Source organism: Acinetobacter sp. FDAARGOS_494, from assembly GCF_003812225.1.
GTDB lineage: Bacteria > Pseudomonadota > Gammaproteobacteria > Pseudomonadales > Moraxellaceae > Acinetobacter > Acinetobacter baumannii.
Genome location: NZ_CP033866.1, coordinates 2,932,729 through 2,948,610, shown reverse-complemented (window position 1 = coordinate 2,948,610; position 15,882 = coordinate 2,932,729). Strand labels below are relative to the sequence as shown.

The window sequence follows — 15,882 nt, the reverse complement described above, 5'->3', positions numbered from 1 at the left end:
TGATGCATTTATGCAAATTAAGTCCCTTAATCTCTAGCTCAACTTAACCGTGTTTTTTAAATTGAAGCGTTCTGTTTATAGCACGCTCTGTTACGGGAACAACATTTCTCAAATTTAACAGTTTCCCATAAAATCTAGCGCTAGAATGACAAAAAAAGGGTCTTTTATGCCTGCCTCAACCTCTCAATACTACACCCGTACTGCACAGATTCTGCATTGGATCATGGCCATCATTTTTATCACTGCTTGGGTGATTGGTTTCTATAGTGGAAATTTTCTAAGTTATGACGTTGATGGCAGCTTTAAAGGCGATGTCATTACACTACATAAAAACATCGCCACAACCATTATCTTCCTCGTGGTCATTCGTCTGTTTTGGCGTTACACCCATCCTGCCCCACAATTGCCTGACACGATGTCACCAACAATGAAAACTTTAGCTCACACCGGACATTTATTACTGTATGTGATTTTAGTCGCTTTACCAGTTACTGGCTGTTTATTTAGCTGGAGTGCTGGTCACCCTGCTCCGGTTTTATATTTATTTGAAATTCCACGCCTGGTGCAAGATAACCCTGAGTTATTAGCCATTGTTAAGCCATTACATATTTATATTTCATGGTTTGCAGGTTTACTTATTGTTGGACATGTACTTGCAGCTTTAAAACATCACTTTGTAGATAAAGACAATGTTTTAAACAGTATGACCAAACAACCTAAATAAATTCAATGTTAAAAAAACCGCCTATCACAGGCGGTTTTTTTATTTAGATTTTCTGGATTTCTGAAATCCACTTTTGTTTCTCTTCATCTGAAATGAAAGAGGCTTCAAAAGAGTTAATTGCGAGTTGCTTCAACTCATCATTGGTTAAATCTAATGCCTGATGAATGGCAAAGAAATTATCATTCATATAACCACCGAAATATGAAGGATCATCTGAGTTAACAGTCACGTGTACGCCTTTTTGTAAAAGACGGCGGATATTGTGGTCTTTCATATCCTTAACAACACATAGCTTTAAGTTACTTAAAGGACAAACCGTTAATGGCATTTTTTCATTAATTAAACGAGCCATTAATTGTTCGTCTTCTTCAGAACGCACGCCGTGGTCAATACGGTTTACTTTGAGCAGGTCCAAAGCTTCCCATACATATTCAGGTGGGCCTTCCTCACCTGCGTGAGCCACGATTAAGAAGCCTTCTTCACGCGCTTTAGCAAAAACACGTTCAAATTTAGCTGGTGGATGGCCTACTTCGCTTGAATCAAGTCCTACAGCGATAATATCTTGTTTAAACGGTAAAGCTTGCTCAAGCGTTTCAAATGCAGCTTCTTCGCTTAAATGACGTAAGAAACACATGATCAGCTGAGAACTGATACCAAATTTGGCTTTTGCGTCAGCACATGCACGTTTAAGCCCATTGATCACCGTTGCAAAAGCAATACCACGGTCAGTATGAGTTTGCGGATCGAAGAACATTTCTGTATGAACGACACGATCTTCTGCACACTTTTCAAAATATGCCCATGCTAAGTCGTAGAAATCTTGCTCATGAACAAGAACATTTGCACCAGCATAGTAAATATCTAAAAATGATTGAAGATTATGAAAGTTATAAGCTTGCTTTACTTCTTCAACAGATTTGTAAGGAATCTGAATCTGATTACGCTGTGCAATGGCAAACATTAATTCAGGTTCAAAGGTCCCTTCAATATGCACATGCAACTCGGCTTTTGGTAAGGCCTGAATCAGCTCGACTTGATTCATATTAACTCCACATCTAAAGAAAAAAGGGTGTGGTAAGCACACCCTTCTATAATTTCCTTCTTATATCCCTATCACTAAAATAGTTCTAGAAGGAAATTATAAACAATCGTATTAACCGCCAAAGGCGATAAATTTAAATACCCAAAGGGCAGCAATAATCCACACCATGTATGGAACAGTTTTTGCCTTACCCGTAAATAATTTAACTAATGCATAGCTGATAAAGCCCATTGCAATACCATCTGCAATTGAGTAAGCAAATGGCATAAATACAATCGTTAAAAAGGCTGGTACAGCTTCTGTAATATCATCCCAATCGATGTGAGTGATCCCTTGGATCATCAATACACCAATGAACAATAAAGCGGGTGCTGTTGCAAAACCCGGCACAGATTGAGCAAGAGGTGCCAAGAATAAACAGCAAATAAATAAGAAAGCGACAACTACCGCGGTTAAACCTGTACGTCCACCTGCTGCTACACCTGAAGCCGATTCAATATATGGTGTAGTTGATGAGGTACCTAATGCAGCCCCCGCAACAATTGCAGTAGAGTCAGCAAATAGCGCTTTTTTCAAACGTGGCAATTTACCGTCTTGTAAAAGGCCCGCACGGTGTGAAACGCCAACCAAAGTACCCGTACTGTCAAACAAGTCAACAATAAAGAATACAAAGATGACACCAACCATACTTGCGGTAAACAACCCTTCAAAGTCCATTTGCATGAATGTTGGCGCAATTGAAGGAATTTCACCAACCACACCCTTAAATTCATTTAGACCTAAAGCTGTGGCAATTGCTGTAACGACTAAAATACTAATAATAATCGCACCGCGAACTTTAAGCTGATGCAAAATTACAATAAGTAAAAAGCCAAATAAAGCCAATAACACAGTAGGTTGTTTAATATCGCCCAAACCGACCAATGTTGCTTGGTTCGCGACAATAATTCCGGCATTTTTTAACGCAATGAGCGCAAGGAATAAACCAATACCACCACCTATCGCAAATTTAAGCGACATCGGGATTGCATTGACAATCGCCTCACGAATTTTAAAGAAACTAATCGCAAGGAATACTACACCTGAAACAAAAACAGCTGCTAAAGCTGTCTGCCATGGCACTCCCATGCCCATACAAACCGAATAGGTAAAATAAGCATTAAGCCCCATACCGGGTGCCAAGGCGATTGGATAATTAGCAATAATACCCATCACTAAGCAACCGATTGCTGCTGCCAAACAGGTCGCAACGAATACGGCGCCATGATCCATGCCGGTTTCAGATAAAATGAGTGGATTGACAATGATGATGTAGCACATTGTTAAAAATGTAGTTACACCAGCAAGAACTTCTGTTCGAAACGTGGTTTTATTGTCGCTTAACTTAAATAAACGCTCTAACCACCCTGCCGAAGAATTGGGCGCCGCCATAAGTAGCCTCTATGCAAAATCTGAGCTGTGGAATATGTACTTCTATGTAGGTATCTGAGCAATCTTGTTTTTCTGTTCAGATCTCTAGACAAAAATCTTAAATAGACGAAGCAACAAATATGCCACTCATTTGATTTCTGCTGTCATACACAGAAAATAGCCACAGCCCCTCTTGAAACACAAAAAAGCTGCATAACCCCTATGCAGCTTTTTTACTATACGTTCAATAAGTTTAACAGATTCAACAGCAACATGATCAAAATTTATGAAAAGATATGATCAATGGCACACTTTTTAAAGCAAATCACAATCACCCCTGTGCTTAGAAAAAAATTTTTTTATCACTGATATATTTTTGCAAATTATATGAAGCTAAATTGCTATGACTAACACGGTTAGGATTACGTTCGATGGTCTGCAAATTTTTTTCAGCTTCTTGGATGATCCTCATGAGCTCTTGATGTCTTTTATTTTGGGTATCTAAATATGCCCAATACCCTAATACAAATACAATACTCACGCATAACACTATTAATACTTTATTGATCATTATTATTATCTCTATGTTTTTAATGTTAATGATCTTAACAAAAAAAAATAAGGTTGTGAATACTTTCACATTTATTTACAATAATTATTAACCACACAAGTTATTGATATAAAAATGTTTTCCAATATACAATTTAAAAAATTGATTAAAAAGAAAACTTTTCACTTAAAAATTCATTTTTAAAAATAGCTATATTATTTTAAATGAAAATTATATAGACTGCTTGGCCCATTTTTATTTTGAAGTATATTTAAATTTATCGTTTACTTTAACTTCATTATATTATTTATTGAATTTTCATATATTTCTTTCATTATTTAATAGTAAAAAGCCCACCTTAATCAATAAGGTGGGCTTTTATAAATTAATTAACCTGCAACTTCTTCAACTTTAGGTTTTACTTTTACAAGATCAGCTTCATAGATGACATCGTATTCTTCTAAATTTAAATGATGTAAACGCTGTTTAAGCTTTTTCAATGACCATGGCCATGCTGCAAAGTTGCGACCATTTGCATCAAGGTAATAACTCTTACAACCACCACTATTGAATACTGTGGTTTGTAAATGCTTTTGTACAAGCTCATTATGCTTTTTAATTATTTCTGATTTTACAGAAAGTTTAGCAATACCTTTCGCTTTCATTTGCAATAAACCATCTACAATATATTGCAGTTGGGCTTCAGCAAGACCAATGAATGAGTCATAAACCAAGACATTTGGCCCTAGCATAAGAAATGCGTTCGGTACATTTTCAATATTGGTTCCTAAGTAAGCTTCCGGTGAGGAGTCTTTCCAGAGTTCTGCCAGACATTCCCCTTTTTCATTATGTACCCGTTTACCAATGGGTGGATGGGACACTTCAAAACCTGTACCCCAAATAATCACATCTACTTCGTGGCGTTCGCCATTAGCTGCAATCACCGTATTGCCTTCGACTTTAACCAGGCCATGTGGAATAAGCGTGGTATTGGATGCCTGTAACGCTGGATAGTAGTTATTGGCAAATAAAATACGTTTACAACCAATATCAAAATTAGGTGTTACGTTTTTACGTAAAACCGGATCTTTAATTTGTAACTTTAACAATTGTTTCGCAGCAAAATTGACAGGCTTTAAAGCTTTTGGGTTGCGTAAACCAAAATTGATGACATTTAAGGCACCTGCTACAGTCTGGCGCCAAGTGGCCTGTATTTTTGGGTATTTGGCAATAATTGATTTACTCAACTCCCCCAAATCCGTATCCGGTTTTGGCAGTACCCAAGGGGCTGTACGTTGGAATACAAACAGTTCTTTTGCTTTAGGCTGAATTTGGGGCACAAACTGGATGGCAGATGCACCAGTACCAATCACGGCAATACGTTTTCCAGTAAGGTCATAGTCATGGTTCCATTTCGCCGAATGGAACATTTCACCAGTAAAGGTATCTAAACCTTCAATGCGTGGAATCTGCGCCTCAGTAATTGGGCCTGTAGCAAATAGAACTGTTTTAGTAATATATAAACCAGAGCTTGTCTCTAGTTTCCAGACATTTTTTACATTGTCCCATTCCGCTTTTAATAGTTCGGTATTGAATTCAATTAAGGACTCAATATCAAACTCACGACTAACATCTTCTAAATAGCTTAAGATTTCCGGCTGACGTGCAAATAAATGGCTCCATTTTGCACTTGGAGCAAACGAGTAAGAGTACAGAGCCGAAGGTACATCACAACCACAGCCCGGATAGGTATTTTCACGCCAAGTACCACCGACGCGGCTTGCTTTTTCAATAATTTTAAAATTAGTTAGGCCTGCTTCATTTAGCTTAATTGCAGCAGCAAGACCAGAAATACCCGCACCGACAATAAAAGTGTCATAAATATGTGCAACTTCTTGGGTTTTACGGGTGCGTGTATTTGTTCTAGGTTTAGTGACCATAATTTTTCTGCCTATACAAAATTTTATTTAAATAACTGATACGAAAGCCCAAGGAACTTTGCATATAGCGTTGGAGATGTCCTTTTCATAAGCCAGAATAATTTGGCGTCGATCTGTGGCGTGGTGTAGAGCTGCCCACGATCTAATCGATTCAATGTTAAAGTTGCAACTGCATCGCTGGTCGTCATGGCATAGTTCATGAGTGCATGGTCTGCAAGCTTGGAATAACGCCCCGGAATACGACCATTTTTAATGATATTGGTTGGCACCAAAGTCGGGCAAAGTACATTGACTTTAATATTGAATTTGCGAAGCTCGGCTGAAAGGGTTTCTGATAATGCCAAAACACCCGCTTTCGTTACATTGTAGACACTCATTTCTGGTGCTGCGGTATACGACGCGGCAGAAGCCACATTAATGATTGCACCGTAACCTAGTTTTTTGAACTTTGGCACAAATGCATGACAACCATGAATAACACCCCACAGATTTACATGCATACACCATTTCCAGTCTTCCAAACTCATTTCATCAAATTTGCCACCTAGACCTACGCCAGCATTATTAATGATGAGGGTTACCGGATGATCAAGCAACTGCTCTGCCTGATCAGCCAAAGTCTGTACTTGTTCTGCTTGCCCAACATCGCACTGTACAGCAAATGCTTTTTGTCCCAACTGTTCAATTAACTTTACGGTTTCTTCAGCAGCTTCTAAATTAATATCTGCGCAGACTACGCTGCCACCACGTTTTGCCAGTTCAACTGCAAAGCTTCGTCCAATCCCACTGCCTGCCCCGGTTACGACCGCATATGCGTTTCGGCTCGGCTGGTCTTTCTTACCAAATAAAATCATAGTAAATCCTAAAAAATTTTAGGGAGACGGCAGTAATTGTCATATTACTGCCATGACCAATAGGCTTATGAAACTGCACGAACTGGTGGTGTAAATTCCTTCACAAAGTAAGGCGCAATTGCACCGCCCTCGTTAAGTAATTTCTTTTTGTAGTACTCCAGATATTCGGTCGTGTCATGATCATTTGGATGGAAGTCTGGACGTAAGTAATCAAAAATCTGACCAATGGTGCTACCAAATACGCCATCTTTTGGACTAAAAATTAAGTTGACGCCACGACGTGCATCTTTCCAAAATTTTCTGGTCAACAGTTCTTTTGGCTTACGCAGTAGAGGTACAAATAAAGTTGCTGTTGGAATAAGCCCTAAAATGGTAATGAAAGCCATTAAAAAGCCCGTTGCCCGTAACGGATAATTACCGTTTAAAACCTGATAGACGTCATAAGCAATATCTTTATGCTCAGATTCTTCAAGCATATGCCACATCCATAAGGCACGACTTTTGGCATCGTCGGTATAATAGAAATTCTTTTCATGCTTCATCATGTATTCGGCAAGTACCGCCGTAAAATGTTCAATACCCGCCATGAGTGAAAGCTTTAATGGCTGCGGGAATTTTAAGAACACATATTTAAAGAAGTTCTCACCCAAGAAACGATAAAAATCGACCGGATATTCCAGCTCTTTAATTGCATCATTGAACTCATTATGCAATTTTGAATGGATGGCTTCTTGACCAATCAGCGATGTAACACGCTGTTTTAAAATCGGATCTTGAATAAATTCACGGTGGTGACGAGCTGTTTCTATCACCAGATCTTCACCATAGGTCAAAAAAACCGAAAGCGTTGCAAAAAACAAAGTTGCAAACTGGTTGTTGACGTAAAACTCGATATCAATTTCTTTACCATCAAATCCGATATTTAAATGGCGAATTGGGATAGTTCCTTTATTTGAGAAATCTATCTTTTGATACTGAGCTATAACTGATTTAGGAGAAATAATATTTCGGATAGCTTGAGCGACCATTTTCGACACCCTATAAAATTTGTTAAATACAAGGCAGCGTCGAATCAAACAGCTAAAGTTGTCTTTGGATTATTTCTTGCAATCTTTAACTGCTCTCAAACAAAAATTTGCTCGAATACCTCTGCCTTGTCATGTTTTATGAACTTAAGCGTTGTTAAGTTCACCAAATCAGGTTAAATAGTGCGCTTGCTATAACACTCTAACAAGGACAAAAAAAGCCAATCCATTTTGAAACTTTTTGCCAACTCAAATATTTTTCGATTATTTTAAATTATTTATATAACCTACTATTATTCATTATTTTTTAAATAAAATACATTTGTCCTAAAATGATAAAAACATGGCTTAAAAAGATAACACACGAAATATTCTGCCTATTTCTATACATACCTTAGTTCTATATTTGAGCGTTCCAAAAATCACACCAAGCTTTCTGTTTTTAGAGCTTTATTGCACAAATGAAAACGATAAACTGCATTCAGAGAAAAAATTGGATGAGGAGAATAAATCATGTTTGATATGCGTTTATCTCATGAGCGTGGTGCAGCACATCATGGCTGGTTACAGTCAAAACACACGTTTTCATTTGCAAATTATTGGGACCCGAAACAAGTTGGCTTTTCAGATTTACTTGTAATTAATGACGATACGGTTGCTCCATCAAAAGGCTTTGGTACTCACCCTCACCGTAACATGGAAATTATTTCTTATGTGCTTGAAGGTGCATTAGAACATAAAGACTCAATGGGTACAGGTTCGGTTATTGTGCCTGGTGATATTCAGTTAATGAGCGCAGGCCGTGGGGTTGCACATAGTGAATTTAATCACTCTGCTCAAGAAAACGTGCACTTCTTGCAAATTTGGGTAGTTCCAAATGAAGTGAACACAACACCGGGCTATCAACAATTGCATATTTCCGAGGAAGACAAACGCGGCAAATTGCACTTGATGATTTCACCAAAAGGTGGCGAAAAAACTTTATCCATCAAACAAGATATTAATATTTATTCAGGTCTTTTTAATGGTGAAGAAACAGCAGAGTTTTCAATTCCAGAAGGTCGTTATGTTTACCTACATGTGGCAAAAGGCCGTATTGATGTAAACGGTAAAACCTTTAATACCGGTGATGCTGCGCGTATTCGCGATGGAGGCAAGTTATCATTTACCAATGGTGACAATGCTGAAATTCTGATTTTTGATATGCGTCCGGAAGAAATTCCAACCATGCCATAAATAGTAAAAACACCTGCGTAGAAGTATACGCAGGTGTTTTTTATCACATTTGAAAAACTAAAAATTATGATTGATCTTCTGAGCGTGCCATTTCAGTATTGATATAACTCATAATCATAGTGGTTAGCCCCTGCACCATTTCATCAAAACTAATAAATGGGTTGGGTAAAATAAGATGTCTTGCAACATTAAAAATACCGCTATTAATACAAATATAGGTAATTACAGGTAAGTTATTAATTTTTAAATATTTAGGATTATGCATCATATACTTCATGATGACTTCCATTAAAGCCTGTTCAATTTTTGGAATATATTTATCGTATTGCAACTCACCTGCATAACGTAAAACGGTTAAGTAACGGTCATTATTTTTCTTTAATAAATCACTGAACGTATAAAAAATCATTTCAATAACAGGTTCTAACTCCAACTCTAAAATTGTAGGAGTTAGCTCTTTAATCATGTCGAGAATTTCACTCACAAAGTAGTGATTCATCGCATCATAAATTTCTTCTTTGTTTTTAAAATACTCATAGAGTGACCCCACACTCACCCCTGCAATTTCTGCAATATGACGTGTAGTGGTACCACTTGGTCCATGCAATGCTACAGCAATAAAACCTGCTTCAATAATGGTATCGACAGTGACTTTGGCTCGTGCCTGACGGGGTTTTCGCGTAGACATATTTTCTTATAAATAATCCGAACATAAGCTCAGATTAGCATGTAATTTAGCCCTACCCTAATAAAAAAACAAAATCCGAATAGTTGTCAAATTTCATGAAATATTTCTTTTAAAACTACAATGAAATACAGTTATAAGTTCTTTTATGTTTGAGTATTTCTTTTTAATTACATTAAAATATTTAAATAAAAATCAATATATTAATAAATTTTAAAACTAATTTTTTATTTTATAAAAACATGAAACTTTAGGTTTAGAAACTTGAAAAGTTACCCGAATTGAATCCGAACATAAACTCAGATTAACATGAAAAAATCTAAAAAGAGGTTAAGCTTTTTACTGAACTTTCCTCTTTTTCCCGTTATTCAGTCAAATAATCACACAAATAACGGAGCAACATCACCGTAGTCAGTAAGCAGAGAAAACTGCTTTTTGAAAATGGAATTTACAGTGCCCTGTTTCAAATCAAAGCTTTTGGTTTTCGACGTAGCCGCACTATCACTGATTGATCTGAAGGTGTCACCATGATCTCGACCACAGTTAAAAAATCACTAAACAAAATTAAATTTTACCGTGAAATCGAGTTACCGGATTTTGCTAGTAAAAAATCCATCCCAATCCGTCATTTAAATATCGGATTTGAAGGTAAAGAGATTGATGTTGAATTCTATATGAACAATCAATTTGCCACGATGTTTTTTGCTACGCTTTCAGTATTTCTGACTTATGGTGAAGATCTGGTGATTGAAACAGCTCGTCATCACCGTGAATTTATTCAAGATCCAGTTTTAAAACAGCGTGTTACTTCATTGATTGGACAAGAGGCGATTCATTCTAAGTTACACAATGAATATAACGATGCACTTAAAGATGTTGAATACCCTGTTGATTTATACCGTTTCTTGGGCGAAAACTTCTTTAAATATGTGTTTTTGAAATTTCCGCAACCGCTTAAATTATCGATGATGGCTGGTATTGAGCATTTTACTGCGGTACTTGCCGAATACATGATGAAGCACGAAAAGAATTTCTACTATTCAGATGATGCCAAAAGCCGTGCTTTATGGATGTGGCATATGCTTGAAGAATCCGAGCATAAAGATATTGCCTATGATGTATATCAATTACTCAATGGTAGCTACCCACTACGAGCTTCTGGCTTCTTCTTAGCATTCTTCACTATTTTAGGTCTAATCCCTGCGACTACCTTGTTTATTCCGGTTTTAAGAAAACCGCAGGAAATGTTGACTAGAAAATTCTGGAAAGACGCGCGCCGTGGTGTAGGACTTATTTTTGGTCCAAAAGATGGTGTATTCGGTAGCACCATTGGCCAGATTTTCGATTATTTACGTCCTGACTTCCACCCAAATGATCATGACACCACTGAATATCTAGAGTACTACAAAGACAAATTACTCAAAGAAGGCGGCGCGATTGCACCTTACTTTGTGAAGGAATTTACCCCACCTGTACGCTTGTCTTAACTGGCTTGCAACCAGTCATTACTTAATGGCTGGTGTTCCTTAAATCTATTTCGGGATGAATCATGATTTTATTTGGCAAAAAGAAGGTTAAACCAAGCCAAAAAGCTTATGCCGTCGTGACGGGTGCAGGCAGTGGAATTGGACGAAGTTTTGCAATTGAACTGGCGAAACGTGGTGGTAGCGTAGTCTGCGCAGATATTAATTTAGAAGCTGCAGAAGAAACTGTAACGTTGCTTGAACAACAGGGTGCAAAAGCTTTTGCTATGCGCTGTGATGTGGGTGACGCTGAACAAGTTAACCACCTAGCTGAAACTGCTGAAATCTTATTTGGGCATCCTGTGACTCTTGTCATTAATAATGCTGGAGTAGGTTTAGGCGGTAAATTTGACGAACTCAGCCTAGAAGACTGGAACTGGGTCATGAATATTAACCTTTGGGGAGTTATTCATGGCTGTCATGCATTTGTTCCCAAGTTTAAAAAGTTAGGTTACGGCGCGATTATTAATGTGGCATCTGCGGCATCTTACACGGCTGCCCCAGAAATGACTGCTTATAACGTGACTAAAGCGGGTGTGCGTGCGCTTTCAGAAACGCTTTCGGCTGAGCTTCGTAAATTCAACATTAAAGTCAATGTGCTCTGCCCGACCTTGGTGCCTACCAATATCATTAAAAATGGTCGTATTCCGGGCCGTTATTCAAAACTTGCAGACCATGCGCTCATGAACTACGCACTCACCACAAGTGATGATGTAGCCAAACTCACACTTAACCGCCTTGATCAGGATGAGCTTTATACCATCCCTCAAATCGATGCGAAGTTGTTCTGGCTGATGAAACGTGCATCACCAAGTTTGTATACCAAGTTCCTTGGTACCTCTTACAAATTATTTAAATAAGAAATTTTATAGGTAGTACCCATATGACTGCTCAAATGAAAACAAATGCATCAGCAAAAAAAGCTGTCAATTCACCTAGCCATATTTACGATACCTTTATTGTCGGTGCCGGAATTTCCGGTATCGCCGCAGCGATTCGTCTCGACCAAGTTGGCTATACCAACTATAAAATTATTGAAAAAGCAGGACGTGTGGGTGGCACTTGGCGTGAAAACACCTATCCGGGCTGTGGCTGTGATGTACCGTCAGCTTTGTATTCTTATTCGTTTGCGCCTAGTGCAAAATGGAGTCACTTATTTGCGCGTCAACCGGAAATCTTAAGCTATTTAGAAGATGTAAGTAACGAGTTTAATATTACGTCTAAAATTGAGTTTAACAACGAACTACTCAATGCTGCTTGGGATGAATCACACCATTTGTGGGTACTTGATACAACTACTGGTCAATATCTATCTCGAACTGTTATTTTTGCTACAGGCCCAATTACCGAAGCCCAGATTCCACGTCTTGAAGGTTTAGATACCTTTACAGGTGAAATGTTCCATTCAGCGAAATGGAATCATGATTATGAATTAACTGGAAAACGCATTGCTGTAATTGGTACAGGTGCATCTGCCATCCAGTTTGTGCCCCAAATTCAACCTAAAGCCAAAGAATTGTTTGTATTCCAACGTACAGCTCCTTGGGTACTGCCAAAACCGGATACAGACTTAGGTGAGTTTAGTAAATCAATTATTGCAAAATATCCAGCGATTCAGGCAAGTTGGCGGGCACTGTTGCAAATAGTCGGTGGTGATAAACTTATCATCCCCTTTTGCTGATGGAGCTGCACATGAACCCATTCAAAGGCCGGCATTTTCAGCGTGACATCATTCTGTGGGCCGTACGCTGGTACTGCAAATACGGCATCAGTTACCGTGAGCTGCAGGAGATGCTGGCTGAACGCGGAGTGAATGTCGATCACTCCACGATTTACCGCTGGGTTCAGCGTTATGCGCCTGAAATGGAAAAACGGCTGCGCTGGTACTGGCGTAACCCTTCCGATCTTTGCCCGTGGCACATGGATGAAACCTACGTGAAGGTCAATGGCCGCTGGGCGTATCTGTACCGGGCCGTCGACAGCCGGGGCCGCACTGTCGATTTTTATCTCTCCTCCCGTCGTAACAGCAAAGCTGCATACCGGTTTCTGGGTAAAATCCTCAACAACGTGAAGAAGTGGCAGATCCCGCGATTCATCAACACGGATAAAGCGCCCGCCTATGGTCGCGCGCTTGCTCTGCTCAAACGCGAAGGCCGGTGCCCGTCTGACGTTGAACACCGACAGATTAAGTACCGGAACAACGTGATTGAATGCGATCATGGCAAACTGAAACGGATAATCGGCGCCACGCTGGGATTTAAATCCATGAAGACGGCTTACGCCACCATCAAAGGTATTGAGGTGATGCGTGCACTACGCAAAGGCCAGGCCTCAGCATTTTATTATGGTGATCCCCTGGGCGAAATGCGCCTGGTAAGCAGAGTTTTTGAAATGTAAGGCCTTTGAATAAGACAAAAGGCTGCCTCATCGCTAACTTTGCAACAGTGCCCGGCAGCGCATCAAGCGGTGAGCGCACTCCGGCACCGCCAACTTTCAGCACATGCGTGTAAATCATCGTCGTAGAGACGTCGGAATGGCCGAGCAGATCCTGCACGGTTCGAATGTCGTAACCGCTGCGGAGCAAGGCCGTCGCGAACGAGTGGCGGAGGGTGTGCGGTGTGGCGGGCTTCGTGATGCCTGCTTGTTCTACGGCACGTTTGAAGGCGCGCTGAAAGGTCTGGTCATACATGTGATGGCGACGCACGACACCGCTCCGTGGATCGGTCGAATGCGTGTGCTGCGCAAAAACCCAGAACCACGGCCAGGAATGCCCGGCGCGCGGATACTTCCGCTCAAGGGCGTCGGGAAGCGCAACGCCGCTGCGGCCCTCGGCCTGGTCCTTCAGCCACCATGCCCGTGCACGCGACAGCTGCTCGCGCAGGCTGGGTGCCAAGCTCTCGGGTAACATCAAGGCCCGATCCTTGGAGCCCTTGCCCTCCCGCACGATGATCGTGCCGTGATCGAAATCCAGATCCTTGACCCGCAGTTGCAAACCCTCACTGATCCGCATGCCCGTTCCATACAGAAGCTGGGCGAACAAACGATGCTCGCCTTCCAGAAAACCGAGGATGCGAACCACTTCATCCGGGGTCAGCACCACCGGCAAGCGCCGCGACGGCCGAGGTCTTCCGATCTCCTGAAGCCAGGGCAGATCCGTGCACAGCACCTTGCCGTAGAAGAACAGCAAGGCCGCCAATGCCTGACGATGCGTGGAGACCGAAACCTTGCGCTCGTTCGCCAGCCAGGACAGAAATGCCTCGACTTCGCTGCTGCCCAAGGTTGCCGGGTGACGCACACCGTGGAAACGGATGAAGGCACGAACCCAGTTGACATAAGCCTGTTCGGTTCGTAAACTGTAATGCAAGTAGCGTATGCGCTCACGCAACTGGTCCAGAACCTTGACCGAACGCAGCGGTGGTAACGGCGCAGTGGCGGTTTTCATGGCTTGTTATGACTGTTTTTTTGTACAGTCTATGCCTCGGGCATCCAAGCAGCAAGCGCGTTACGCCGTGGGTCGATGTTTGATGTTATGGAGCAGCAACGATGTTACGCAGCAGGGCAGTCGCCCTAAAACAAAGTTAGGTGGCTCAAGTATGGGCATCATTCGCACATGTAGGCTCGGCCCTGACCAAGTCAAATCCATGAGGGCTGCTCTTGATCTTTTCGGTCGTGAGTTCGGAGACGTAGCCACCTACTCCCAACATCAGCCGGACTCCGATTACCTCGGGAACTTGCTCCGTAGTAAGACATTCATCGCGCTTGCTGCCTTCGACCAAGAAGCGGTTGTTGGCGCTCTCGCGGCTTACGTTCTGCCAAAGTTTGAGCAGGCGCGTAGTGAGATCTATATCTATGATCTCGCAGTCTCCGGCGAGCACCGGAGGCAAGGCATTGCCACCGCGCTCATCAATCTCCTCAAGCATGAGGCCAACGCGCTTGGTGCTTATGTGATCTACGTGCAAGCAGATTACGGTGACGATCCCGCAGTGGCTCTCTATACAAAGTTGGGCATACGGGAAGAAGTGATGCACTTTGATATCGACCCAAGTACCGCCACCTAACAATTCGTTCAAGCCGAGATCGCTTCGCGGCCGCGGAGTTGTTCGGAAAAATTGTCACAACGCCGCGGCCGCAAAGCGCTCCGGCTTAACTCAGGCGTTGGGCAACAAGAAAACCGATATGAACGTACGCACTTGCACTGAATCTGACGTCGCCTCTATCGCAGTCGTATTTACTGAGTCTATTCATGTACTTGGAGCGTCTCACTATGACGCTTCGCAAAGGAATGCGTGGGCACCGCGTCCCGCAGATATAGAGGCTTGGTCAGCTCGCTTATCTGGCCTACAGACTCTTCTAGCAATTGAGGGAGATGCGGTTATCGGGTTCATCTCTTACGAGCTTAGCGGCCACATCGAGTTTCTTTACACCGCACCGGGTTCCGAGCGTCGGGGCGTCGCGTCTGTTCTGTACCGTGAGGTTGAGAAAGCCCTCCCAGGTGTTTCGCTCTTCACAGAAGCCAGTCTGGTCGCCAAGCCCTTTTTCCTGCGGCATGGTTTCAGTGTAGTTGAGGAGCAAAATGTCTCCCGTGGAGGCGTCATGTTCCGTAGGTATGCAATGCGCAAGGCAGTTGTCGCCCAACATGGCGCTCAAGCCGACCGGCCAGCCCTGCGGGCTGTCCGTCGGCTTAGCTAGGGCGTTAGAGCAAAAATGAACTGCGCACGCTGTGGCCGCCAGAATTTCGTAGATGCACATCGTTGCGCTCACTGCGGCCACCACTTCTTTGACGGTAGTGACGTGGTGAATCTTCTAGACAAGGCTCAGAAGCGCACTTGGTTAAGGCCGCGAAACATCGCCATATTCCTTGCGGCCTGGGCGCTACTGGTGGTGGAGATCGTG

General features: G+C 41.7%; 14 protein-coding genes and 2 pseudogenes. 8 read left to right on the top strand and 8 right to left on the bottom strand.

The window, feature by feature from the left end; translation table 11 throughout:
* Positions 1 to 166 precede the first annotated feature (166 nt).
* Complete coding sequence (locus EG365_RS14400; RefSeq protein WP_001111760.1) at positions 167 to 724, top strand: cytochrome b; 558 nt, start codon at positions 167 to 169, stop codon at positions 722 to 724.
* A 43-nt stretch (positions 725 to 767) separates the two neighbouring features.
* Here the strand turns inward: EG365_RS14400 and EG365_RS14395 are convergent, their stop codons facing one another.
* The 6 genes from EG365_RS14395 to EG365_RS14370 all read right to left on the bottom strand — a co-directional run bounded on the left by EG365_RS14395 (position 768) and on the right by EG365_RS14370 (position 7,548).
* Entirely contained in the window at positions 768 to 1,766 is a 999-nt protein-coding gene (locus EG365_RS14395; RefSeq protein WP_001077404.1) for an adenosine deaminase, read from the bottom strand.
* Positions 1,767 to 1,877: 111 nt separating this feature from the next.
* A complete protein-coding gene (locus EG365_RS14390; protein WP_000729980.1) occupies positions 1,878 to 3,197 on the bottom strand; it encodes an NCS2 family permease in 1,320 nt (439 codons plus the stop codon).
* 322 nt (positions 3,198 to 3,519) lie between these two features.
* A complete protein-coding gene (locus EG365_RS14385; protein WP_000608973.1) occupies positions 3,520 to 3,747 on the bottom strand; it encodes a hypothetical protein in 228 nt (75 codons plus the stop codon).
* A 368-nt stretch (positions 3,748 to 4,115) separates the two neighbouring features.
* On the bottom strand, positions 4,116 to 5,666 hold the full coding sequence (locus tag EG365_RS14380; protein ID WP_000256760.1) for a flavin-containing monooxygenase: 1,551 nt from the start codon (positions 5,664 to 5,666) through the stop codon (positions 4,116 to 4,118).
* 23 nt (positions 5,667 to 5,689) lie between these two features.
* Complete coding sequence (locus EG365_RS14375) at positions 5,690 to 6,520, bottom strand: SDR family NAD(P)-dependent oxidoreductase (RefSeq protein WP_000599996.1); 831 nt, start codon at positions 6,518 to 6,520, stop codon at positions 5,690 to 5,692.
* Between the two features lie 65 nt (positions 6,521 to 6,585).
* Positions 6,586 to 7,548, bottom strand: coding sequence for a metal-dependent hydrolase (locus tag EG365_RS14370; protein ID WP_000226456.1), 963 nt, complete (start codon positions 7,546 to 7,548; stop codon positions 6,586 to 6,588).
* 510 nt (positions 7,549 to 8,058) lie between these two features.
* Between EG365_RS14370 and EG365_RS14365 the strand changes: the two genes are divergently transcribed.
* Positions 8,059 to 8,781, top strand: coding sequence for a pirin family protein (locus EG365_RS14365; RefSeq protein WP_000459997.1), 723 nt, complete (start codon positions 8,059 to 8,061; stop codon positions 8,779 to 8,781).
* A 64-nt stretch (positions 8,782 to 8,845) separates the two neighbouring features.
* Here EG365_RS14365 and EG365_RS14360 read toward each other — a convergent pair whose 3' ends face one another.
* Positions 8,846 to 9,469, bottom strand: coding sequence for a TetR/AcrR family transcriptional regulator (locus tag EG365_RS14360; protein ID WP_000107496.1), 624 nt, complete (start codon positions 9,467 to 9,469; stop codon positions 8,846 to 8,848).
* Positions 9,470 to 9,993: 524 nt separating this feature from the next.
* Between EG365_RS14360 and EG365_RS14355 the strand changes: the two genes are divergently transcribed.
* From EG365_RS14355 to EG365_RS14340, 4 genes and pseudogenes are all read left to right on the top strand, one after another.
* A complete protein-coding gene (locus EG365_RS14355) occupies positions 9,994 to 10,953 on the top strand; it encodes a metal-dependent hydrolase (RefSeq protein WP_000626177.1) in 960 nt (319 codons plus the stop codon).
* A gap of 62 nt (positions 10,954 to 11,015) precedes the next feature.
* Positions 11,016 to 11,849, top strand: coding sequence for an SDR family NAD(P)-dependent oxidoreductase (locus tag EG365_RS14350; protein WP_000600025.1), 834 nt, complete (start codon positions 11,016 to 11,018; stop codon positions 11,847 to 11,849).
* Positions 11,850 to 11,872: 23 nt separating this feature from the next.
* A pseudogene (locus tag EG365_RS14345) lies at positions 11,873 to 12,619 on the top strand (flavin-containing monooxygenase); the annotation flags it as partial.
* A 62-nt stretch (positions 12,620 to 12,681) separates the two neighbouring features.
* A complete protein-coding gene (locus EG365_RS14340) occupies positions 12,682 to 13,386 on the top strand; it encodes an IS6-like element IS26 family transposase (protein ID WP_001067855.1) in 705 nt (234 codons plus the stop codon).
* A gap of 52 nt (positions 13,387 to 13,438) precedes the next feature.
* On the opposite strand, the pseudogene intI1 reads toward EG365_RS14340, so the two are convergent.
* A pseudogene (gene intI1 / locus EG365_RS14335) lies at positions 13,439 to 14,431 on the bottom strand (class 1 integron integrase IntI1); the annotation flags it as partial.
* A 151-nt stretch (positions 14,432 to 14,582) separates the two neighbouring features.
* On the opposite strand from intI1, the gene aac(3)-Ia reads away from it, so the two are divergent.
* Together aac(3)-Ia and EG365_RS14325 are read left to right on the top strand one after the other, a co-directional pair.
* Positions 14,583 to 15,047, top strand: coding sequence for an aminoglycoside N-acetyltransferase AAC(3)-Ia (gene aac(3)-Ia, locus EG365_RS14330; RefSeq protein ID WP_002089484.1), 465 nt, complete (start codon positions 14,583 to 14,585; stop codon positions 15,045 to 15,047).
* A gap of 118 nt (positions 15,048 to 15,165) precedes the next feature.
* The gene (locus EG365_RS14325; protein ID WP_001102919.1) at positions 15,166 to 15,678 is read left to right on the top strand and encodes a GNAT family N-acetyltransferase; all 513 of its coding nucleotides are present in this window, start codon (positions 15,166 to 15,168) and stop codon (positions 15,676 to 15,678) included.
* Positions 15,679 to 15,882 lie beyond the last annotated feature (204 nt).

Bases quoted from the DNA above. Each gene is read 5' to 3' on its own strand.
- EG365_RS14370 (WP_000226456.1), bottom strand. From the start codon at position 7,548: ATGGTCGCTCAAGCTATCCGAAATATTATTTCTCCTAAATCAGTTATA.
- EG365_RS14325 (WP_001102919.1), top strand. From the start codon at position 15,166: ATGAACGTACGCACTTGCACTGAATCTGACGTCGCCTCTATCGCAGTC.
- EG365_RS14385 (WP_000608973.1), bottom strand. From the start codon at position 3,747: ATGATCAATAAAGTATTAATAGTGTTATGCGTGAGTATTGTATTTGTA.
- EG365_RS14395 (WP_001077404.1), bottom strand. From the start codon at position 1,766: ATGAATCAAGTCGAGCTGATTCAGGCCTTACCAAAAGCCGAGTTGCAT.
- EG365_RS14375 (WP_000599996.1), bottom strand. From the start codon at position 6,520: ATGATTTTATTTGGTAAGAAAGACCAGCCGAGCCGAAACGCATATGCG.
- EG365_RS14365 (WP_000459997.1), top strand. From the start codon at position 8,059: ATGTTTGATATGCGTTTATCTCATGAGCGTGGTGCAGCACATCATGGC.
- EG365_RS14390 (WP_000729980.1), bottom strand. From the start codon at position 3,197: ATGGCGGCGCCCAATTCTTCGGCAGGGTGGTTAGAGCGTTTATTTAAG.
- EG365_RS14380 (WP_000256760.1), bottom strand. From the start codon at position 5,666: ATGGTCACTAAACCTAGAACAAATACACGCACCCGTAAAACCCAAGAA.
- EG365_RS14360 (WP_000107496.1), bottom strand. From the start codon at position 9,469: ATGTCTACGCGAAAACCCCGTCAGGCACGAGCCAAAGTCACTGTCGAT.
- EG365_RS14340 (WP_001067855.1), top strand. From the start codon at position 12,682: ATGAACCCATTCAAAGGCCGGCATTTTCAGCGTGACATCATTCTGTGG.
- EG365_RS14355 (WP_000626177.1), top strand. From the start codon at position 9,994: ATGATCTCGACCACAGTTAAAAAATCACTAAACAAAATTAAATTTTAC.
- EG365_RS14350 (WP_000600025.1), top strand. From the start codon at position 11,016: ATGATTTTATTTGGCAAAAAGAAGGTTAAACCAAGCCAAAAAGCTTAT.
- EG365_RS14400 (WP_001111760.1), top strand. From the start codon at position 167: ATGCCTGCCTCAACCTCTCAATACTACACCCGTACTGCACAGATTCTG.